Raw genomic sequence first — 20999 nt, 5'->3', positions numbered from 1 at the left:
CGAATGACTAACGGTAATACGATGTTTCCGGAGCCCCCGATCCGCCTAAGGAAGAACGTCACTACCCGGGGGACCGTCACCCGCCACCGACCCTCGTATCCGGTGACGAAAGCCGATCGAGATCGAGTCCCGCGTCGCGTTCGCCCGGCAGAAACGGACCAGGCGAGTTCGGGAACGGGGCCGTACCGGTCGCGTTAGACGGGCCCTAAGATCCGCGCCGTAGCCGCCGACGCTCCCGACCGGACCGACGTCTCGCCCTCGCGTGCCAGCACCGCGGCGGGGTCCTCGAGTGCTCCGAGAGCCCGGAACGCGACCTACGCGAACCGCCGGTAAACCCCCTTCGCGGCGTCCCAGACGGGGTAGATCCGGGTGTAGACGCCCGTCGGGGTGTTTCGCGCGCCCGCACGGAGCGCGCGGTGGGAGAGCGGGGATCCCGACTCGTCGACGAGGCCGTCGAGGTCCGCCTCGAGGAGCCACTCGAAGAAGGCCCGTTCCGCGGGCGACTGCGGATCGGTCTCGTGGACCCGATCGCGGATGTCGGCCCACATGTAGCGTTCGTCCTCGCCCAGGATCCAGTCGCCGTTCTCGAGACCGCGCTGGATCGCGTCGTAGTCGAGGGCCTCCCGCGGGTAGCCGTGGTCGGTCGGGTCGAGTCCCGACAGCCGGAGGCCGACGGCAGTTCGGTAACACTTCTCGCAGCGGCCGCAGTTGTCCTCGATCCGGACGTTGCAGGTCTGGAGCGGGAGCTCCGGGGCTTCGGTCCGGACGTAGTCGGCGATGCGGTCGATGCGCTCCTGACGGGTGAGTTCGTAGGCGTCGTGGTGCGAGCGGGTGCCGGTCCACCGGACCCGGTCGTCGATGTCGGGCCGGGAGCCCCACTCGAGGTCGACTCCCTCCCAGTGGGTGGCCGCGACGTAGAGCTCGGAGAGCTCGCGGGCGGCCGCCAGCGGGGCACAGAGCCCGAGCAGGCCGAGGCCGTGGCCGACGGAGCTGTACCAGCCGCCGTCGACGTAGCGTTTGAAGTGTGCGAGCAACATCGGATGGTCGAGCATCGAGAGCGCGTTCGACTCGACGAAGGCGGTCTCGAGGCCCCGCTCGTCGGCGAAGGCCGACACCCGCGAACGCAGGCGGTCCCAGGTCTCGTCGTCGCTGGAATCCGTCGTCACCGTCCAACCCCGGATGCTGATCAGGGTCGGCTCTTCCTCGCGGTGGCGGACGTACGAACAGGTCGAGTCGACGCCGCCGGTAAAAAGGAGGCCAGTGTCCGTCGATCCCCTCCCGACCTCGAGAGTCGGTTCGGCGAACGCCCTGGCGTAGAGGTCGCCGCCCTCGATGAAGGGGTAGAGCGAGGCAAGGGTGGCCTCGACCTCGCCCAGCGCCGTCGCGAACGTCCGGTCGACCGTCGCGACGTAGACGTCGGCGCCCGCGGCCCACGCCACCGGACAGACCTGGGCGAGGACGGGGATCGCGAGGATCGCGTCGGGGACCGATTCGATGGGGACGTCGTACTCGGCGCGGAACGGCTCGCCGGTGAAAAACCGCCGGAGCGAAGCGGAGGGGGTCACCGAGCACTCGAGGGTCGTCCCCTCGGCCGCGATCCGGCCGATCCGGACCGCGGGGTCGGGCGGGGGCGTCTCCGGGGCTGGCTCGGTCCGCTGACCGGACATCTGCGGGGCGGATGGGGGCATCGGTGAGAGGTCGCCAGCGCCTGCCACAAAAGCACGGCCGACCGTTCACCCGGGGGCCATCGGGTAGGGGAATCGAAACCGATTCCCGACCGGCGGTACGGGTCCGCTACCCGCTCCGGTTCTCGAGGGGAGTTCGGTCGGCCGGAGGACGGAGAACCCCGTGGAGTTGCGTGATGGAGCGACCCGGAGTCGGAACCGGGGGGTAGGTTCCGGATAACAAACCGCAGTGTTGGGGTCCGAACGTTCGATGGACGGCATTCGCCCGCGGAGGGAGATCGGATGAGACGGTCGGTCGTCAACTGCGTCCTGGGGATCGGCTTTTTCGCCGTCGCGGCGGCGTTCCTCGTCGCGAGGGGGTCCCCGCCGACGGGGTACGAGGCCTCGATCTACGCCGGGACGCCGACGGCGACCTGGCTTGGACTGGGGGTCGCGATGGCCGTCGCGGTCGCCATCGCCCTCCTCGCGCGCGGGCTCGACCAGGCCGCCGGGATCGGGCTGGGAGGGCTCTCGGTGACCGCGATCGTCGCCCTTCCCGCCGTCAGGAACTACCACTTTTCGGGGATGGGCGACGCGCTCACCCACCTCGGCTGGACGCGGGACTTCCTCGAGGGCGCGATGTACCCCCACGAGCTGTTCTATCCCGGCGTTCACGGCATCGCCTCGGCGCTGCACCTCGCCGGCGGAATCCCCGTAGAGCGCGCGCTCTTGCTCGTCGTCGTCGCCCTCTTCGTCCCGTTCGTCGTCTTCGTTCCCCTTGTCGTCCGGGACATGACTGGCGACGGGGCGGCGGTCGGGTTCGCCGCGATCGCCGCCTGGCTCGTCCTCCCGATCAACAACGTCGCGACCCACATGGGCATCCACACCAACTCGAACGCCCTCTTTCTCGTGCCCGCCGTCTTCTTCGCGTTCGTCGCCTACAGCCGCCGCCGAGCCGACCTCGAGGCCCTCCCGTTCGGGATCTCGCCGTTCGGCCTGTTGCTTCTGGCCTCGAGCGTCGCGCTCCTCCTAGTCCACCCCCAGCAGATGGTCAACGTCGTCGTCGTTCTCGCGGCGATCTGTCTCGTCCAGTTCGTCTCCCGCCGGCGCTCGGGAAACCCCGCGATCGCGGGACATAGAACCGCCTACGCCCACACGCTCGCACTGGGCGGGCTGTTCGTCGCCTGGTCGCTCTCGAACGAGCGATTCCGGGACGCCCTCTCGGGGCTGTTCTACGGGCTTGCGACCGCCGGCGTCGGGGCGGGCTCGGAGGTCGGCCAGCGGGGCTCCTCGCTTTCGGAGGTCGGCGGGAGCCTGGGCGAGCTGTTCGTCAAGCTGTTCCTCGTGAGCGCCCTGATCGGCGGCGTCGTGGGTCTGTTCGTTCTCCTGACCTGGCTCGGCCGGACCCGGGTCGATAGCGAGAGCCGGGCGTTCGTCACCTACTTCGGGGCCGCCCTCGTCCCCCTGGGGGCGATCTTCCTGGTCTACTTCGTGGGGACGCCGACGATGGCGTTTCGCCAGGTCGGCTTCATCTTCGTCGTGATCACGGTGCTGGCGGGCGTCGCGCTCGCACGCGGCGTCGGCTGGCTCTCCGGGCTGGTCACCACGCCGGGCGCGACCGCCGTCGCCGCGGCCGCGCTGGGCGCCTGTCTCGTCCTCGCTCTGGCGACGCTGTTCGCGAGCCCGTTCATCTACACGCCGACCCAACACGTCACGGACGCACAGGTGAGCGGCTACGACTCGGCGTTCGAACACGGAAGCGAGGAGATCGCCTACGCGGGCTACGGCTTCGGCGTCACCCGCTACGGCCAGGGGCTGTACGGCGTCGAGCGCGACCAGGACCGGCGCTACCGGGCGACGATCGCGGGCACCGTCGAACCCGACCCGTTCGAGGCCGGCGCCTACGGCGAGGCCTACCCGCCCGACCGCTACTACCTCGTCGTCACGGAGTACGACCGCGTCCGCGAACACGAGGTCTACGACGAACTCCACCACAGCGAGGAGGGGCTGGCGGAGCTCGCGACCGACCCCGCGGCGAACGAACTCCTCTCGAACGGGGAGGTCACGCTGTACGCGGTCGAGGATCGCTGACCCCGCTTCGTCGTGACCCGAGCCTCGTGTACTCCCCGTTCACACGGCCGTTGGCCCGTCGCGCCCGCTCTCGACCCGCGATAATTGCCGATTGACGCCGGTAATCGGCTCGTTCCGTTCTTCGTCGGACGACTCTCCGGGATCGCTGTCGGTCTTTCCTTCGGTCGCGTCCGGAGAAACGATACCCGGCCCACAGTTCCTAACGAACCAAAGTCAGTAAAACTTAGAGTCCGTAATAAGGAAAAATTTATGCGGGTAACCCGGTGTTTCCCGGATGCATGCCACGAAAGCAGACGATTACCGAGAGCCGAAACGACGGATTAACGCGGCGTTCGTACGTGCGTTCGCTGGCCGCGGTCGCGGCGGCGACCACCGGCGCCGTCGGGACGGCCGCGGCCGCCGACGGCGCGGACGCCGAACGGATCGTCATCGACCCCGGCGAGGACCGGACTATCAAGGTCGGCGACGGCGAGACCTTCGAGAACCGGGTGATCGACTGCACCGCCGAGGGCGCACGCGTCACGGTAAGCGCGATGGGCACCGACTGGACGATCCGCAACGTCGCGGTCGAGGGCGAACTCGATGTCGGCGCGCCCGGCGCCGTCTTCGGGATCGCCGACACCGGCGGCGGCAGCTCCCGGCTCGAGAACGTCTATCTGGGCGACGGGAGCACCAACGCCGGCGGAGACACGGCCGAAACCGCGATCTGGGTCGCGCCCGATCACTCCGGCAAGCTCGACATCCAGGGGGTCAACGTCCAGCGGTTCCCGGACAACGCGATCTACGCCTCCGCGCCCGGCGGGAAAGGCGGCGGGACGGTCCACATCGACCGCTGTTTCGCGGCAAACTGCCGGGTCGCCCACTACCGGATCGGCTCGGCGGGAAGTACGGTGACGAACTCGAGCGTCCGCCTCGACGACGAGGGGTATGACGGCCGCGGTGTCTGGGTCTGGGCGCCGGGTCCCTGCGAGGTCAAGAACTGCCAGCTCGAGACCGGCGACAACCACTACGCGATCCGCGCGGGCGCGAACGGCAGCGCCTCGTCGGTCTCGGTCACCGACACCGCCTACGACGAGGGCTACCACGGCGGGATCAACGGGGAGGGAAGCGTCGACCTCGGCTCCGGCGTCGAGACCGGCGCCGAGGCGGTCGTTCCCGACGCCGTCCCCACCAGCCCCGGCGAGGCCGTCGGCGACGACTAGAGCAGTAATTCCCTTTTTCTCGCGGCGCTCCGGCTCGAAGTCCGGTCAACGACCGCTTTCGGAACGAAATCGGCCCGCTCGATCGTATAAACGTTCGTGATGGAACGTATAAGATCCTGTGTGAAGTCGATCAGATATTAGTTACTGTCTATAAATTTTAATCGTCGGACTAAGGAAAGATTTATGCGGGTAACGTGGCGTTACCCGGACGCAATGGCACGCGAACCTGCGGACGAGGAAGAGAGCGATAGCGATGGAACCACCCCCGAGGGCGTCCTCGGACGACGCTCGTACCTGAAGCTCACCGGCGCCGCGACGGCCGGCCTCGCCGGGAGCGCGCTGGCGACGACGGCGGCCGCGGCCGACTACGAGACGATCACCTTGGACCAGGGCGAGCGTCGGGTCATCCGGCTCGAGGACGGCGAGACGTTCGAGAACGTCCTCTTCGACCAGACCGCGCCCGGATCGGCGGCGACGATCGCGGCGACGAGCAGTGACTGGACGATCCGCAACGTCGCCTGGAAGGGCGAGTTCTCCCACCGGGACCGCGCGCTGGGCGTCGCCGACACCGGCAACGGCACCTCCCGGATCGAGAACGTCTATCTGGGCGACGGCGTCGACGGGAGCGTCGGCGGTCAGCGCCACCCCAAGTTCGGTCTCTGGGTCGATCCCGCACACAACGGCCACCTCCACGTCGAGAACGTCTACGTCGAGGGCGCCCACGACAACGCCTTCTACGGCTCGGCGCCGGGCTCGAACTCCAACGGCGGACGTGGGACGATCCACTACAAGGACTCCTACGCGAAGGACTCGTGGGTCTCGGGCTTCCGGATCGCCCGGGGCACCGTCGAGAACTGCACCGCCGTCAACACCGAGTCCGGCCGGAACGGCCGGCCGCTGTGGGTCTGGCCGACCGAGGCCCACGGCGACGCGGTCGAGGTCGTCGACTGTGACTTCGTTGCCGGCCCCTACCCCTACGCGCTCGACATCGGTCGTGACGGCAAGACGACGTCCGTCTCCATGGAGGGGACGAACTACAGCGGCGGCCTCCAGGAACGCGGGACGGTAAACCTTCAGGAGTCGAACAACGGAACCGACCCCGATCCCTCCGTCCCCGAGGGGACGCCGACCAGCCCCGAGGAGGTCTTTGCGGGCGCCACGACGGAGACCACGGAGGTCGCCTCGACGGTCGAGAGCGACGAGGGCGACCCGGCCGACAGCTCCGGGAGCGAGGGCTCCGGGAGCGAGGACGCCGAGTCCACGGAGGCCGAGAACGGGGAATCGGCGGACGCAGCCGGCGGCCTCGAGCACGTGATCCTTTTCGAGGGAAGCGAGGAGAGTGTCACCCGATACGAGTTCGCCGCCAGCGGCGAGGTCGAGGCGGCCAACTACGAGGGAGCGACGATCGACGACGAGGACGCCGTCGAGGACGGGGCCGTCCAGGGCGTCGTCGCGAACTGGCGCGACGCCTTCCGTTTCGAAGGAGAGATCGAACAGCTCACGGCCGACGGGCCGGCGACCGTCTCGATCGACGGCGAGGAGGTCGATCCCGCCGACTTCGGCACGGAGCTCCCGAAGACTCTGGAGATCGAGGGCCAGGGGACGCCCGCGAGCTTCGAGGCGACGATCGACGGCACGGTCGAGCAGGAAGGGGAGAAGGAGGACGTGACCATCGTCTCGGGGTCGACCATTCAGGGCTCGGTGACCGACGAGAGCCTCGGTTTCCGGTTCTCGGGCGCGCTCACCGACGTCACCTTCGTCGACGGCGAGGCCACGGTCTCGGTCGACGGCGAGGAAGTCGAGGACCCCGGCGGGGACCTGCTTCCCCACGCGCTCGTCGTCGACGGCACCGACGCCGACGCCCCCTCCGCGTACTCCTTCCGGGTGGACGGGACGGTCGAGCGCTCCGACCACCGCGGCGCCTCCATCGACGACGAGGACAGCGTCGACGGCGGGGCCGTACGCGGCATCGTCGCCAACTGGCTCGACGCCTACTGGTTCGAGGGCGACCTCACTGCCTGTCGCGTCCGCGGCGACGCCGACGTCTCGATCGAGTACAACGCCAGAGACCAGTAGCCGGCCCGGCCCCGGGCCGCCCGTTCGGCGACCCACGCCATGTCACCGATGCCGGCCGGTCGAACGCACCGCCTACCGTTTTTTCACGACCGACCGTTCTATGGGGTAAGAGGATCACAACTAAACGGACGTTCGGGGTGGCCGACCCATGGTCGTCCGAACCGCAGTCGTCGGCGCCGGAACGATCGCCCGAACCCATCTGGCGGGCGTAAGCGAGAACCCGCGAACCGGCCTCGTCGCGGTCTGTGACCTCGACCGCGAGCGCGCGGAGGCGATGGGGAGCGAGTTCGACACCGACGCGGAGACCGACCTGTCGGTCGTCCTCGCGGACGTCGACGCGATCCACGTCTGCACCCCCGTCCAGACCCACTTCGAGATCGCCTCGCGGGCGATCAAGGCGGGGGTCGCGGTCCTGATCGAGAAGCCCGCGACGCTCGACTCGGGGGAGATAGAGGAGCTCCAGCGCCAGGCCGAGTCCGCGGGGGTCCCGGCGACGGTGGTCCACAACCACCTGTTCGATCCCGCGCTCCGGCGGCTTCGAGAGCGGATCGACGACGGCGAGCTGGGCCGGATTCGGGGCGTCGACGTGATCTACGGCGGGCTCACGCCGCCGGACACGGAAAACCGCGGCTCGTGGGTGTTCGAGCTCCCCGGCGGCGAGTTCGAGGAGGGACTCCCCCATCCGATCTATGCCGCCCTCGGGCTCGGGGGCTATCCCGAGGACGAGTCGTCGATCGACGCCCGGACTGCGCTCTCCCGGGAGTACGACGGCGGCTTCAGCTACGACCGGGCGCGGATCCAGTACGTCTCCGAGGCGGGCGCGCTCTGTAGCGTTACCATGCTCTCGGGGGGACTCCCGCTCCGGCTCCACGTCGTCTCGGGCACCGAGCGGGCGGTCGTCGTCGACGAGTTGAACCAGTCGGTCTCGACGGTCGAAGAGGACTACACCCGGTCGACGCTCGCCCGCTCGAAGCGCGGCCTCGACGTCTCGATGGCCCAGCTCTCGAGTTCGGTCTCGAACGCGCGGCTGGTTGCGGCCGAACGCGCCGGCGGCTGGGAGGCCGCCGCCAGAGCGACCTCCCACTTCGCGCTGTTCGATCGGTTCGCCCGCGCGGTCACGGGCGACGGCGAGGTCCCGATCCCCCTGGAGCAATCCAAATGGACGATCAGAGCCCTCGAGGCGATCCGGGAGAGCGCCGCGCCCGACGGGCGGATCGTCACGAACTCCCCCGGAGCCGACGAGGTGACTGGGGAGCGGACGGAGCCGAGCTGATTCCGCGGGCGCTCACTCCCGATCCGGCCGAGGTCGGCGGGTGGACTATCAGGGTTTCGTGACACTGAATCCGGGTCAACGACCCTTTATCGGGGTTTATGCGACCGTTTTCGCATCCTCCCGGCGCCAACGGACCCATAAGTATAACCGTCGCTTCCCATCGGTCGGACGCGCTGGCACGCACCGGACGAGATCGGACCCGTGTCGGTAAGAGTCGATTACCGCGGTGAACCGTACCGCGGAGGACGGCGCCGTCGCTCGCGGGTTGGTATGGCTCCCGGCCAGGAACGGGTTGCTGGCACGCGAACCGTTCCGGACGAGGTACGGGCGTCGGGAGCCAGTGATAGCTACGGAGCCGATCGATAAAAGTCCTTCCCGCGGCTCACTCGACTCGAGAGAGCTTGTCGTCTACGGTCCGGCGCCGACGCCGGTTGACCACGCAGTGGGCCGCCGAGACGAACAGGAACGCGGCGACGACCAGCCCGGAGACGGCCGCGACCGGGGCGAGCGCGAGCGGCCCAACGCCGACGACGACCCCCGCGACGAGGACGGCGCCGACGACCGAAAGCGAGGCGTACCACCGGTCCCACCGGTCCCGGTAGTGGTTCTCGGTGTCGAGGTACATCACAAGGAGGTCGGCGTTGTCGGCGAGGGTGATCAGCCCGCGGTCCTGGTCGTAATCGACGATCCCCGCGTCGTCCATCTTCGGGAGGTGGGTCTGGTAGAGCGCGACGTAGACCCGCTTTCGCTGGTCGGAGCTCAGGGCGGCGACCTCGGTGTCGTTCTCCCAGGCGGCGATCCGTTCGGCGAGCTCGCCGAGCGTGACCGTCGCCTCGTTCTCGAGGAGATAGGCGAGTACCTGCCGCCGCCGTCGGTTCTTCAGCAGTTCGAAGATCACGTCCTTGGAGAGTCGGTCGGTGTCTCCCTCCTCGGTCACCGACCGGATCTCGTCGGGAATCGAGGTGTCGACCGAGGACATCAGGTTCCCCCCTCGGATCCACCCCGGAACGCGACGGGAGTCGATCGGCAAGGAGTATTCCATCGTTGGTCGAGTTGGATAGAGGTTGGCATCACAGCGGATTCACCACCTCCTACGCCAACGCTTTCGGTGATAAACGCGGGTACGTTTTGCAGGGGTTGCAAACCCACACGGACCGACGGCGACGAGCCGGCAGCGTCGGGGCCCCTCCCTGCGAAAGCCGAGCTTACGTCGCTGCCCGTCGGGAGCCAGATCCGGGTTCCGCGCTCGGAGATTACGGCGCTCGAACGGCCCGATGTCGGCCCGCAGAAAGGATCCCTTTCCCGCGAAACTATGTCGCCCGCTTACGGGGGGAGACGGCCTCTCCACCATCGATGACGCGGTCCATCACCACCCACGTCGACGACGAACGGGCCGAGACGACTACCGGCCGGTGTCCGGACTGTGAGACCGACACCGTCGTCAGCGATCCGGACCGCGGCGAACGGGTCTGTGCGGACTGCGGGCTCGTCGTCGACGACGAACCGATCGACTACGGCCCCGAGTGGCGGGCGTTCACCGCCAGAGAACACGAGGATCGCGCCCGCGTCGGCGCGCCCCTGACCGAGGCGATGCACGACCGGGGGCTGACCACCACGATCGACTGGCGCAATCGCGACGCCAACGGTCACTCGATGTCCGCCGAAAAGCAGGGACAGCTCCACCGCCTGCGGGTCTGGCAGGAGCGCATCCGGACGAAGAACGCCGGCGAGCGAAACCTGAAGTACGCCCTGAGCGAGATCGACCGGATGAGCAGCGCCTTGGGCCTCCCGCGCTCGGTCAAGGAGACCGCGAGCGTCATCTACCGGCGGGCCTTAGACCGGGATCTCATCCGCGGCCGGTCGATCGAGGGCGTCGCGACCTCGGCGCTGTATACGGCCTGCCGCGAGGAGGGCATTCCCCGAAGCTTGGAGGAGGTAACGGCCGTCGCGCGGGTCGACCAGCGCGAGATCGGACGCACCTACCGCTATATCGCCGACGAACTCGACATCAATCTGGAGCCGACGAACCCCCGCCAGTTCGTCCCGCGCTTTTGCTCGGAACTCGAGGTGAGCACCGAGGTCGAAACCCGAGCCGTCGAGATCATCGAGGAGACGACCGCGCTCGGACTCCACTCGGGGAAGTCGCCGACGGGGTACGCCGCCGCGGCGATCTACGCCGCGGGGCTGCTCTGTGAGGAGACGATCCCTCAGCGTGCGGTCGCCAAAACCGCGAACACGACCGTCGTCACCGTCAGGAACCGCTACCGGGAACAGCTCGAGGCGATCGACGCCGCGCCGCCGGCTACATGATCGAGCGCTCGTCGCTCTCGTAGGTCTCCTCGTCCAGGAGCGCGTGGAGGCTCGCGTAGGGGACGAACGCGACGAACCGGTCGTCGTCGTCGTACAGCTCGACGCCGTTCTCGTCGCGCTCGTAGCGCTCGCAGACGACCTGTCCCTCGGGGAGGATCGCGCGGTACATGGACGGGGATACGACGGCCGGAAAGATAGCCTTTCTCCCGAGGACGGGTCCCTCGACCGGGTTCGCTCACGTGGACTGTTCGGGAAGGCGTTCTCGAGGGATTTCCCGGCCAGATTGGACGACGTGGCGGTCGGGGAGGTCGGGTTCGGGCTCCCGGCCGACAGTGAAGAAGCGCTCCGTCCGGGTGAGTTCCTCGCTGGCGGGACTGGGTTTTGTGATCCGCTCGTACTCGACGGCAACCCCCTCCTCGACGGGCTCGATCCGGACGGCGGCGAGCTGGTAGGAGGGGTAGAAGACCGGGGGGAGGATCCCGATGACGCCGTCCCGGCGGTGGAGCCGTTTGAGCCAGGTGCCGGTGTTGACCAGTAGCCCGCCGGCGACCTCCCGGGTCCCCGGGCGGTGGGTGTGGCCGTAACAGAAGATCGTCGTCTCCCCGTCGGCGAAGGTCTCGCGGGCGGCCGCCTCGTAGGGCCGTTCGGGATCGACGGTGAGGTCGGTCTCGAAGACGCCGAAGCGGTCGATCGTCTTGCGGACGTCCCGCCGGATGAAGTACAGCGGGATCCCGACGAGCAGGATGAGGCCGGCGAGGGTCGCGTTGACCGCAAGGAAGAACCAGGCCGCGGTCCCGGCGCGGCCGAACTGCCCGAGGAAGGCGGTCGCGCCCTCGACGGGTGCAGACCAGATCCCGAGGAGGTCCAGTCCCGCCAGCACCGCCATGAGCGCGCTGACGTTGAACAGGAGGAGGAAGGGGACCAGCGAGTACCGGATGAGGGGGTTCATCTCCCGGTAGAAGTACTTCGAGAGCAGCCAGATCGGCATCCGCTCGGTCGGCGTCACGGCTTGGACGTCCTTCATCCAGTTGTACCGCCCGCGATCCGAGAGCTGGCCCGCCCGGCTCGTCACGAGGGTGTTGTAGTAGTAGCCAAGCGGCGTCGCGGAGGGGTTGCCCCAGTCCTCGATCCGGTTGTTCGGGTCCTGGCGGTGGCCGTGTTCGAAGTGGACGGTCTGGTCGCCGACCCGGCGGTCGATCGACTGCTCGCGGACGACGTCGACGTTGTACTCGGCGAAGCGCTCGACGTACTCGTCGTAGGCCGCGAGCTCGTGGTCGTGGTTGCCCGGCACCAGCGTGATCGGCACCGACTCGCCGGTCGCACGGAACTGGGAGAACAGTTCGGGGTAGGTCTCCTCGAGCAGATCGAACTTCTCGACTCCCTCGACGGTCGTGAACTCCCAGAGCCCGAAGGCGTCGCCGTTGATTATCAACTCGGCCTCCTCGTCGCTCGTCTCGAGGCGTTCCAGAAAGGAGAGCAACTCGTCTATGAACTCCACCTCCTCGAGCTGCTCGTCGCCGCCGATGTGGAGGTCGCTGATCACGTAGTAGACCCGGTCGTCGGCGTCGGCGGTCATCGACTCCTACCACCGGGCCCGTCTCAAAAGGCGTTGTCATCGCCGTCGGAACCTCGAGGCGATGGCCCTCGAACCCCGTCGACTCGACGCGTGGGCCGTGGTGGTCGTCTCGACGATTCGGGCCACCGGCGGCGGGTTCGGAGGGAAACGTTTAGTCGCCGGCCCCGAGACCACCCGCCATGAGCCGATCCAGTCACGACTCGATCGCCTTCGGCTGCCAAGTCGTCCGTTACGACGACGTCGAGGGCTCGATCGCCGACGCCGTCCGGGCCGAGGAGGCGGGGTTCGACGCCGTCACCGTTCCCGATCACCTCTTTCACCCGACGGGCTCCGAGGAGTTCCTGGTCGATCCGCCCTGGGAGGCGTTTACGGTTCTGGGCGCGATCGCCCAGCGCACCGACAGCGTCCGGCTGCTGCCCGGCGTCGCCGACTCCGTGCGCCGCCATCCCACCGAGATCGCCCACGCCACCGCCACGATAGACCGGATGAGCGGCGGGCGCGCGGGGCTGGGAATCGGCGCCGGCGAGGCCTTTACGTTCGCGCCGATCGAGGACGTCGACTGGTCGGACCCCTTCGGCCGGTTCGTCGAGACCGTCGAGATCGTCGAGGAGCTCTGGGACTCGACCGCCGAGGAGCCCCTCTCCTACGACGGGGAGTTCTTCGAACTGGCCGACGCCCACATGGGACTGAAGCCGACCCGGGAGTCGGGGCCGCCAATCTGGGTCGGCGGCTACGGCGACTCGATGCGCGGCTTCGCCGGCGCGGTCGCCGACGGCTGGTTCCCCTGGATCCACGCGCCCGAACAGTACGAGGCGGATCTCCAGCGGGTGCTCGACTCCGCTGAGGAGCGCGGGCGCGACCCCACAGAGATCGACCGGGCGGTGATGGTCCCGACGACCGTCTCCGCGGACGGCGACGCCGCCCGCGAGGCCGCCGTCGAGCGAAACCGGACGAGCCTCGCCCTGCGCCCGCCGCTGCTCGCGAAGATGGGCTACGAGGAGGTCGCCGAGGAGACGCCGATCATGTACGAGATGGCCTTCGAAGAGGAACAGGAGGAGCGCCTGCTCGCGGCCGCCGAGCGGATCCCCGACGAGGCCGTAGACCGGGTGACGGTCTCGGGGACGCCCGAGGAGGCGATCGCCGACGTCGAGCGGTTCGCGGAGGCAGGGGTCGATCACCTCGTCCTCATCCCCGTCGGCGACTTCGAGGAGACGATGGACCACTACGAGGAGACCATCATCCCCTACTTCCGGGAGCAGTAGCAGCCGGGAACGGGGGTCGTCCGCGTCGACCGCGAGCGATGCCTGCCGTACCCGCACAGAGACCAACCGACTGGCGTCGAACCGCCGATCATCACGCACCACGCCGGAGCGAGTGATAATACTCCACTAGTTCTGCGGCATCGTTTTAAGATCGTTAAGGAAAACGCCTATTCCCGTTCGATCCCCGGATCGTGGTATGGTACACCAAGACCCATACACGTCCGATCGGAGCTACTACGAGTGCCGGGACTGCGGGAGCCGGGCGACCGCCGAGCGTACCCCCGCCGCCTGTCCCGACTGCGGCGGCCGGGTCCGAAATATCGGCGTTCCCCGCGAGTAATCAGAAGTCGGGAAGGTCCTCGGGAGGTTCGTAGTCGGCCTCCCAGTCGACGTACTCCTCTTTGAGTACCACGGAAACGATCTGGCCGAACTCCGTGAGTTCGGCGTTGATCGCCGACACCGTCCCCCAGGAGTCGATGTCGGGATGGTACTCGCGCTCGCGCCAGTCCTCGGGAATCCCCGGCGCGTGATAGCCCACGCGGTCGGCGAAGTCGTCCCAGAAGAAGTCGAACTCGCCGAACATCCCCAGGTCGCGGGCGATCTCGTACTCCCGTTTCTCCAGGTCGGCATCGTCGGCCCACTCCGAGAAGGCCTCCTCCCAGGCGCCCTCCTCGAGAAAGGCCTGGAGGTCCTCCCTGTGGTAGTCGGCGTCGGTGGCGTCGACGCCGCTTCCCTCGCCGCCGATGGTCGCGTCCTCGTACTCGTTGGGATCGACGACCGACAGCTCGGGAGGGTCGGGCGTCTCGACGGAGAGTGCCATGGGCGGAGTTCGAGGGGTTCACCGATAAGGATTGCCCAGCGGACCCGAACACTCAACCCGCCGGCGACCCACCGTCCAGCGATGACGACACGGGCGGCCATCGTCGACGTCGACGGCACGATCGTCCGATCCGAGGAACTGATCCCCGGCGCGGTCGAGGGGCTTCGAGCGATCGAGGAACGCGGCCTCTCCCGGCTGTTGTTCTCGAACAACCCGACGCGTGCCGGGGACCACTACGTCGAACGGCTCGCGGCCCACGGCCTCGAGATCGACCCCGCCGACGTACTCACCTCGGGGACGGTGACCGCGGCCCATCTCGCCGAACACCACCCGGGAACGGCGGTCTACCTCGTCGGCGAGGATCGGTTGGAGAGGCTGCTCGAGGAAGCGGGCCTCCGGGTGACCGACGACCCCGAGCGGGCGGGGATCGTGGTCGGCTCGATCGACCGGGACCTCTCGTACGACACCCTGGCGGGGGCGATTCCGGCGCTCGAACGGGACCTGCCGTTCTACGGTACCGATCCCGACACCACGATCCCCGGCTCCGGGGGCCCGGTTCCCGGCTCGGGCGCGATCCTCGCCGCGATAGCGGCCGTCGCGGGCCGGGAACCCGACGCGGTCCTGGGAAAGCCCTCCGCGGTCGCCGCCGAGGCCGCCCTCGAGACCCTCGGCACTGACCCCGCCGAGACGGTCGTCGTCGGCGACCGCCTCGACACCGACGTCGCGCTGGGCGAGGCGGCGGGGATGCAAACGGCGCTCGTCCTGACGGGGATCACCGACCGGGACGACCTCGCCGAAAGCGACGTCGAGCCGGACTACGTCCTCGAGAGTCTGGGGGAGATCGAGCGGGTCCTCGAGGAGTGAGAGGCGTTCCCGGGGCGGGAGAACCTACTTGGGTGCGCTCGAAGACTTCACCCACATGGACGAGTTCGTCACCCCGCCACCCCTCGAACGGGGCGACCGGATCGCGATCGTCGCGCCCGCGTCGAACCCGAGGGAGGACGCGCCACACGTCTACGACCTCGGCATAGAGCGACTGCGAGAGGTTTTCGACCTCGAGCCGGTCGAGTTCCCGACGGCTGAGAAGAGCGCGGATTATCTCTACGACCACCCCGCGGAGCGCGCCCGCGATATCGAGGAGGCGTTCGCCGACCCCGAGATCCGCGGCGTGATCGCCGTCATCGGCGGCAACGATCAGGTCCGGATCCTCGACCATCTCGATCGGAAGGTCCTGCGGGAGAACCCGACGCGGTTCTACGGCTACAGCGACAACACCCACCTCGAACTGGCGCTGTGGAACCTTGGGATCGTCTCCTTCTACGGCCCGGCGGTGATGGTCGAACTCGCGATGGACCGCGAACTGTTCGACCATACCCGCGAGTACGTCGAGCGCGCGCTCTTTGCCGACTCGCTGGGCGAGGTCGAGCCCGCCGAGCGGTTCACCGACGAGCCCGGCGACTGGACCGATCCCGACTCCCTCGCGGAGCCCCGAGACACCGAGTCGAGCCCGGGGTGGACGTGGGCCGGCGGCGACCGCGCGGTCTCCGGGCGCGTCTGGGGTGGCTGCCTCGAAATCATCGACCAGCGCCTGCTCTCGGGGCTCGACCTCCCCGACGAGGAGCGCCTCGACGGTGCGGTGCTCGCCATTGAGACCTCCGAGGAGCTTCCCGATCCGGCGTGGGTCGCGGGCGTCCTGCGGGCGCTCGGCGAGCGCGGTCTCCTCGCGCGCTTTGCGGGCGTCCTCGTGGGGCGCCCACCCGCGCGCACCCACCTCGAGTCGAACCCCCCCGAGGCTCGGGAAGAGTATCGCAGGCGCCAGCGGGAGGCCGTGATCGAGGTGTTCGAGGAGTACAATCCCGATGCGCCCGTGGTCACCGGCCTCGAATTCGGCCACGCCTGGCCGACCGTCCCGATCCCGATCGGCGGTCGGGTTGAGATCGACCCCGAACAGGAACGGGTCGCGTTCCCCGGCGGTTAGTCGTCGTTCTCGCCCGCGATGGCCTCCTCGCGCAGGCGGCGTTCACGTTCGGTGGACGCGGTGAGTTCGGGGACGGGGGCCGGCTCGCGGTCGTCGTCGATGGCGACGAACGTGAAGTAGGCCTCGGTCGTCGGCTCCCGCTCGCCCGTTTGTAGCTCCTCGCTGTCGGCCCGCACCCGGACCCGAACGCTCGTCTCGCCGGCCGCGTAGACGTAGGCGGTGAGAAAGGCGGTCCGGCCGACCGGGATCGGCCGCTCGAACTCCATCCGGGAGACGCCGACGGTGACGCAGGTCTCGCCGGCGAAGCGCATCGCCGACAGCGAGGCGACCTCGTCCATCCATGCCATGAGGGGCCCGCCGCTGACCGTGCCGATCGTGTTCGCGTGATCAGGAAGGACCATTTCGCGGTTCTCGATGTAGGTGTCCGAGAGGGCAACCATCGACTGCGTTTGTCGGAGCGAGAAGAAGGGTCTTTCCAGTCCGTGACCCGCTTCGACACTGGTAAAAGCCATCGCCGACTTGTTCGCACCAATGACCGACGGCGGCGATCCGACCGTGCCCGAAGCCCCCGACACCGCGCCGCCGGAGGCCGAACAGGGCGAGGTCACCGTCCTCGGGACCGCCCACGTCTCCCACGCGAGCGTCGAGGACGTCCACGAGACCGTCGATCGGGAACGGCCGGACGTCGTCGCCGTCGAACTCGACGAGGGCCGCTATCGCCAGCTCCAGGGTGGCGCACCCGAGGACATCGAGGCGAGAGACCTCCTCTCGGGAAACACGGTCTTCCAGTTTCTGGCCTACTGGATGCTCTCCTACGTCCAGTCCAGGCTGGGCGAACGCTTCGACATCGAGCCCGGCGCGGACATGCGCGCAGCGATCGAGGCCGCCGGCCGAACCGGCGCCGGGGTCGCGCTCGTCGATCGGGACATCCAGGTGACGATGCAACGGTTCTGGACCCGTCTCTCGATGGCCGAGAAAGTGCGGATGGTCGGCGGGCTCGCAATGGGTGCGACCGACCCCCGGACGGTCGCTCCGGCGCTCGGCGCCGGGTTCGGCCTCGTCGCCGGGCTCGTCGCCGCGACCGTCCTCGCGCCGATGGTCGGCCTCGGGGACGCGCTGGCCCTGGGGGTCACCGATCCCGGCGTCCTCCAGTATGCCGGCGCCGTCGGCGTCGGCGTCCTCGGGGGCGTCTTCCTGGGCCTGCTCGTCGTCCCACCCCTCGGGCGGGGGCTGCTCGTCCAGGCGGCAAGCGGCGTCGCCGTCGGGATCGCGGCCTGTCTCGCCGTCGTCGCCACCGGGACCTTCGTCGGTCCGCTCTCGGCCGCGGCCTTAGAGAGCGCCGGCGCGCTCGCGGTCCGCGGGCTCGTCGGCGTCCTCGCGGGCGTCGGGCTCGGCGGCCTCGCGGGGGCCGTCCTCGGGGTCGTCCTCGCGGACTCGGCGAGCGACGTCGAGGAGCTAGACGAGATCGCTATCGAGGAGATGACCGACGGCGACGTCGTCGCCGCGATGATGGAGGAGTTCCGCCAGTTCAGCCCGCGGGGTGCCCAGGCCCTGATCGACGAGCGCGACGCCTACATCGCCCACAAGCTCCACGCGCTTCGCCAGCAGGGCGTCGACGTCGTCGCCGTCGTCGGCGTGGGCCACAAGGCGGGGATAGAAGCCCACCTCGCGAACCCCGAGGGGCTTCCTCCCCTCGAGTCGATCACGGGAACGGCCTCGGGCCGGCGCTTCTCGGTCCTGAAGGTGTTCGGCTACCTGATGGCGGTCGGTTTCGTCGCCTTCTTCGGCCTCCTGATCATGGCCGGGGTGCGCGACACCTTCCTCCTGCAGCTGTTCGCCGCGTGGTTCCTGTTCAACGGGATCTTCGCCTTTACCCTCGCGCGGCTCGCGGGTGCCCGGTGGGCGAGCGCGACCGTCGGGGGCGCCGTCGCCTGGCTCACGAGCATCAATCCGTTACTGGCGCCGGGCTGGTTCGCCGGCTACGTCGAACTCCGCTACCGGCCGATCAACGTCGGCGACATCGGCCGGTTGAACGAGATCATGGACGACACCGAACTCGCCCTGGAGGAGGCGTTCGCGGAGATGCTCGAGGTCCCCCTCTTCCGGCTGATCGTGATCGTCGCGCTGACGAACATCGGGAGCATGATCGCGTCCCTGCTGTTCGTGGTCGTCGTCCTCCCCTGGCTCGCGGGTCCGGAGTTCGGCGGGATCGACGCGCTCATGGGCGAACTCGTCGAGGGCGCCAGAAACAGCGCCGAGTTGATCGGCGGGGCGATCGGCGGATGAGCCAGAGCCACCGACGGCCCGCGGGCCTCTCCTTTTCGAACCGGGAGCTGTTCGACCTCGGGCTCGCCTGGCTCACGCTGAGCGTCGCCTTCGCGCTCCTGCTCCAGCCCCCCACCGTGGGCGCCTTCGAGCCCGGGGCGTTCGCCGCGATGATCGCGCTTTCGCTGCCGACGGTCGGCGTCGGCTTCCTGCTGCACGAACTCGCCCACAAGGTCGTCGCGATCCGGTTCGGCCAGATCGCGGAGTTCCGGGCGGACTACCAGATGCTCGCCCTCGCCGTCCTCTCGGCGCTCGTCGGCTTCCTGTTTGCCGCACCCGGCGCAGTCTACCACCGCGGCCGGATCACGGTCCGGGAGAACGGCCTGATCGCGCTCGCGGGGCCGCTGACCAACCACGCCCTCGCCGCCCTCTTCGCCCCCCTCCTCTTCGCGCCCGGCTTCCTCGGGACGATCGGCCACCTGGGCGTGCTCATCAACCTCTTTCTGGCCGCGTTCAACATGATTCCCTTCGGCCCCCTCGACGGCGCCTCCGTCAGGGAGTGGAGCACCCCGATCTTCCTCGTCGTCTTCGTCCCGAGCCTCCTGCTGGTCGTCGGCTTCCTGCTGACGTTCGGGCTCTGGTGAGCTAGTAGCCGACCCCGAGATAGGTGTAGAGGGCGTCGGCGTTCTCGAGTTCGTCGGCGAAGGCGACGGCGAAGTCCTCCATCGAGATATGGCTCTCGCCGTCGTCGTCGGCGACCAGCTCGCCGTCGGCAGTCCGGTACTCTCCGGTGCGCTCGCCGGGCTCGATCATCGCCGCGGGGGCGAGGTAGGTCCACTCGAGGTCGTCGGCCTCCCGGAGGACCTCGTAGGCGTCGATCGCGGCCCGCGCGAGGTCCTCCCAGTCGTCGGGGAACCCCTCGGTCTCGACGAGTTTCGTGCCGGGCGCGACCTCGAGGCCGCCCGCGCCGCCCGTCCAGACAAGCCGATCGACCGACGCGCGCCGCAGGCCTTCGATAGTGGCTCGCATCGTCTCCTCGAGCACGGCGGGCGAGTCGTCCTCGCCCGGCCCCAGCGCCGACCCGACGGCGTCGTGGCCGGCGGCGAGGCGGGCGATCTGGTCGGGGTCGGTCGCGTCGCCCGCGATCGCAGTGAACTGGGCGTGGTCGATCCCCTCGACGGTCCCGCTCCGGGAGACGCCCGTGACCGCGTGTCCCCGGTCGAGCAGTTCGGCCGCGATTCGCCGTCCGATCCGTCCGCTGGCGCCGAGCAGGAGGACGTCCATACCCAAGGATCGTCGAGCGATCACAAGAGGTTTTCCCGACGGGCGACGGCGGTCGCCGAACGCGCTCGTGAGCGGTCCGCGCCTGCGGAGCGGTACTAACGAGAGATCACTGGATGGTGGTGAGCGAACTGCTACGCTGGTGCGACATACAGGGGATGCAACAAAGAGATCTCAACAGAGGAGTGTAGTTATCAACATGGGCGGTGTATATCTCGATATGCCCGAAGAAGTGCTGTTCAAATCGGAAAGCGATCAGAGTCGAGAGGAGATCGCATCGTACCTTCACCGTGTAGCCGAGAAATTAGAAGATGGGGGCGATATCACGCTGAATTCGGGAGCCGATTCCGTAACGATGGAGCCTCCAGCTCGCCCGACGTTCGAGGTCAAAGCCGAACGTGAGGGACCAACGGACGGCCCCGGTGAAGTGAGTCTCGAGTTCGAACTCGAATGGGACGAGAACGATAGTAAAGAAGAGAGTGGGAGCGACCAGCTAGAAATCGAGTGATCGATTAGCGCTGTGGATTCGGCACGGCACGCGCACCCTCTGAATTTTCCAAGCTGGATACATCTGCGTTAGAGCTAGAAATATATCGGTTAGTATAGGAGGGCGAGAACCTGCGGAAAGTACGGCTGATCAGTCATCGAGATATGGGTTCTCGATGTGTTGATCGCCCCCGATGCGTGCCGTCAACCACCGAGTGACGATATCGAACATCGCAACGAGTGGACCCAATGCGCGTTCGATGTACGAGATCGGGCGGGCGACACGTAGACTCCACGACTCTGCATGGCCGAGACCGTAGGATTTCGGTACGATTTCTCCGAAGACGAGGATGAGAACGCTCACGCTGAGTGTTGCTATCACGACGGTGAACCCAGGGGGAACGACCCGGGCGACGAGAAGTGTGATGATGCTAGTAAGGGCGATGTTGACGAGGTTGTTTCCGACCAGCAGCGTGACGAGGAGCCGATGCGGGTTCGCACGGAGTTGTTGGAGTGTTCGGCTTTCGCTTGTCCCGTCTTCGGTAGCGCTCTGCATCCATTCATCCTGGAGCGAAAAGATTGCTGACTCACTGCTGGAAAAGAACGCACTTAATAACAATAGAACTACAACTGCGAGAAGCGACGAGACCAAGGTCAAGTATGTACTCATACGTGACTCGTACGCCGATAGGTGTATGAATACGGGTGGTTGATT

At 68.0% G+C, this 20999-nt stretch carries 20 protein-coding genes; 12 read left to right on the top strand and 8 right to left on the bottom strand.

Translation table 11 applies throughout. The annotated features are described in order from the left end of the window. Positions 1–314: 314 nt before the first annotated feature. On the bottom strand, positions 315–1667 hold the full coding sequence (locus tag LCF40_RS08695; protein WP_224828162.1) for a hypothetical protein: 1353 nt from the start codon (positions 1665–1667) through the stop codon (positions 315–317). A gap of 300 nt (positions 1668–1967) precedes the next feature. Between LCF40_RS08695 and LCF40_RS08690 the strand changes: the two genes are divergently transcribed. From LCF40_RS08690 to LCF40_RS08675, 4 genes are all read left to right on the top strand, one after another. Next, positions 1968–3755, top strand: a complete 1788-nt coding sequence (locus LCF40_RS08690) for a DUF6541 family protein (RefSeq protein WP_224828161.1) — start codon at positions 1968–1970, stop codon at positions 3753–3755. Positions 3756–4033: 278 nt separating this feature from the next. Further along, positions 4034–4957, top strand: a complete 924-nt coding sequence (locus LCF40_RS08685; protein WP_224828160.1) for a hypothetical protein — start codon at positions 4034–4036, stop codon at positions 4955–4957. 213 nt (positions 4958–5170) lie between these two features. Then, positions 5171–7033 carry a hypothetical protein gene (locus LCF40_RS08680; RefSeq protein WP_224828159.1) on the top strand — a complete coding sequence of 621 codons (1863 nt, stop codon included), beginning with the start codon at positions 5171–5173 and terminating at the stop codon, positions 7031–7033. A gap of 148 nt (positions 7034–7181) precedes the next feature. Further along, positions 7182–8306: a Gfo/Idh/MocA family protein gene (locus LCF40_RS08675; RefSeq protein WP_224828158.1), complete on the top strand. Its 1125-nt coding sequence runs from the start codon at positions 7182–7184 to the stop codon at positions 8304–8306. 382 nt (positions 8307–8688) lie between these two features. Here the strand turns inward: LCF40_RS08675 and LCF40_RS08670 are convergent, their stop codons facing one another. Then, complete coding sequence (locus LCF40_RS08670; RefSeq protein ID WP_224828157.1) at positions 8689–9285, bottom strand: DUF7344 domain-containing protein; 597 nt, start codon at positions 9283–9285, stop codon at positions 8689–8691. 374 nt (positions 9286–9659) lie between these two features. Here LCF40_RS08670 and LCF40_RS08665 point away from each other — a divergent pair, with 374 nt between their 5' ends. After that, positions 9660–10616, top strand: coding sequence for a transcription initiation factor IIB (locus tag LCF40_RS08665; RefSeq protein WP_224828156.1), 957 nt, complete (start codon positions 9660–9662; stop codon positions 10614–10616). Here LCF40_RS08665 and LCF40_RS08660 read toward each other — a convergent pair. Both LCF40_RS08660 and LCF40_RS08655 read right to left on the bottom strand, forming a co-directional pair. Further along, complete coding sequence (locus LCF40_RS08660; RefSeq protein ID WP_224828155.1) at positions 10609–10785, bottom strand: hypothetical protein; 177 nt, start codon at positions 10783–10785, stop codon at positions 10609–10611. The genes LCF40_RS08665 and LCF40_RS08660 overlap by 8 nt on opposite strands. 66 nt (positions 10786–10851) lie before the next feature. Then, positions 10852–12192 carry a metallophosphoesterase gene (locus LCF40_RS08655; RefSeq protein WP_114576581.1) on the bottom strand — a complete coding sequence of 447 codons (1341 nt, stop codon included), beginning with the start codon at positions 12190–12192 and terminating at the stop codon, positions 10852–10854. A gap of 179 nt (positions 12193–12371) precedes the next feature. Here LCF40_RS08655 and LCF40_RS08650 point away from each other — a divergent pair, with 179 nt between their 5' ends. Further along, positions 12372–13454 carry an LLM class flavin-dependent oxidoreductase gene (locus tag LCF40_RS08650; protein WP_224828154.1) on the top strand — a complete coding sequence of 361 codons (1083 nt, stop codon included), beginning with the start codon at positions 12372–12374 and terminating at the stop codon, positions 13452–13454. 196 nt (positions 13455–13650) lie between these two features. Further along, positions 13651–13794 (top strand): rubrerythrin-like domain-containing protein, encoded by a 144-nt coding sequence (locus LCF40_RS08645; protein ID WP_114576583.1) that lies wholly within the window; start codon positions 13651–13653, stop codon positions 13792–13794. Here LCF40_RS08645 and LCF40_RS08640 read toward each other — a convergent pair whose 3' ends face one another. Continuing rightward, on the bottom strand, positions 13795–14274 hold the full coding sequence (locus LCF40_RS08640; protein ID WP_114576584.1) for a DUF7992 family protein: 480 nt from the start codon (positions 14272–14274) through the stop codon (positions 13795–13797). An 81-nt stretch (positions 14275–14355) separates the two neighbouring features. Here LCF40_RS08640 and LCF40_RS08635 point away from each other — a divergent pair, with 81 nt between their 5' ends. Together LCF40_RS08635 and LCF40_RS08630 are read left to right on the top strand one after the other, a co-directional pair. Next, a complete protein-coding gene (locus LCF40_RS08635) occupies positions 14356–15138 on the top strand; it encodes an HAD-IIA family hydrolase (RefSeq protein ID WP_224828153.1) in 783 nt (260 codons plus the stop codon). A 55-nt stretch (positions 15139–15193) separates the two neighbouring features. After that, positions 15194–16252 (top strand): S66 family peptidase, encoded by a 1059-nt coding sequence (locus tag LCF40_RS08630; RefSeq protein WP_114576586.1) that lies wholly within the window; start codon positions 15194–15196, stop codon positions 16250–16252. Here LCF40_RS08630 and LCF40_RS08625 read toward each other — a convergent pair. After that, entirely contained in the window at positions 16249–16692 is a 444-nt protein-coding gene (locus LCF40_RS08625; RefSeq protein ID WP_224828152.1) for an acyl-CoA thioesterase, read from the bottom strand. The two genes, LCF40_RS08630 and LCF40_RS08625, sit on opposite strands and share 4 nt — an antisense overlap. A 91-nt stretch (positions 16693–16783) precedes the next feature. On the opposite strand from LCF40_RS08625, the gene LCF40_RS08620 reads away from it, so the two are divergent. Next, positions 16784–18538 (top strand): TraB/GumN family protein, encoded by a 1755-nt coding sequence (locus tag LCF40_RS08620; protein ID WP_224828151.1) that lies wholly within the window; start codon positions 16784–16786, stop codon positions 18536–18538. Beyond that, a complete protein-coding gene (locus LCF40_RS08615; protein ID WP_114576589.1) occupies positions 18535–19161 on the top strand; it encodes a zinc metalloprotease in 627 nt (208 codons plus the stop codon). Before LCF40_RS08620 ends, LCF40_RS08615 begins: the two co-directional genes overlap by 4 nt. Before the next feature lies 1 nt (position 19162). On the opposite strand, the gene LCF40_RS08610 is transcribed toward LCF40_RS08615, so the two are convergent. Continuing rightward, positions 19163–19801 carry an NAD(P)-dependent oxidoreductase gene (locus LCF40_RS08610; protein WP_224828150.1) on the bottom strand — a complete coding sequence of 213 codons (639 nt, stop codon included), beginning with the start codon at positions 19799–19801 and terminating at the stop codon, positions 19163–19165. Between the two features lie 217 nt (positions 19802–20018). Here LCF40_RS08610 and LCF40_RS08605 point away from each other — a divergent pair, with 217 nt between their 5' ends. After that, positions 20019–20306, top strand: coding sequence for an amphi-Trp domain-containing protein (locus LCF40_RS08605; protein ID WP_224828149.1), 288 nt, complete (start codon positions 20019–20021; stop codon positions 20304–20306). A 129-nt stretch (positions 20307–20435) separates the two neighbouring features. On the opposite strand, the gene LCF40_RS08600 is transcribed toward LCF40_RS08605, so the two are convergent. Continuing rightward, entirely contained in the window at positions 20436–20954 is a 519-nt protein-coding gene (locus tag LCF40_RS08600) for a DUF21 domain-containing protein (protein ID WP_224828148.1), read from the bottom strand. Positions 20955–20999: the final 45 nt, after the last annotated feature.

This window comes from Saliphagus infecundisoli, from assembly GCF_020177375.1.
GTDB lineage: Archaea > Halobacteriota > Halobacteria > Halobacteriales > Natrialbaceae > Saliphagus > Saliphagus infecundisoli.
Note: the sequence above shows the minus strand (reverse complement) of the source record. Positions and strands in the feature narration are given on the sequence as shown.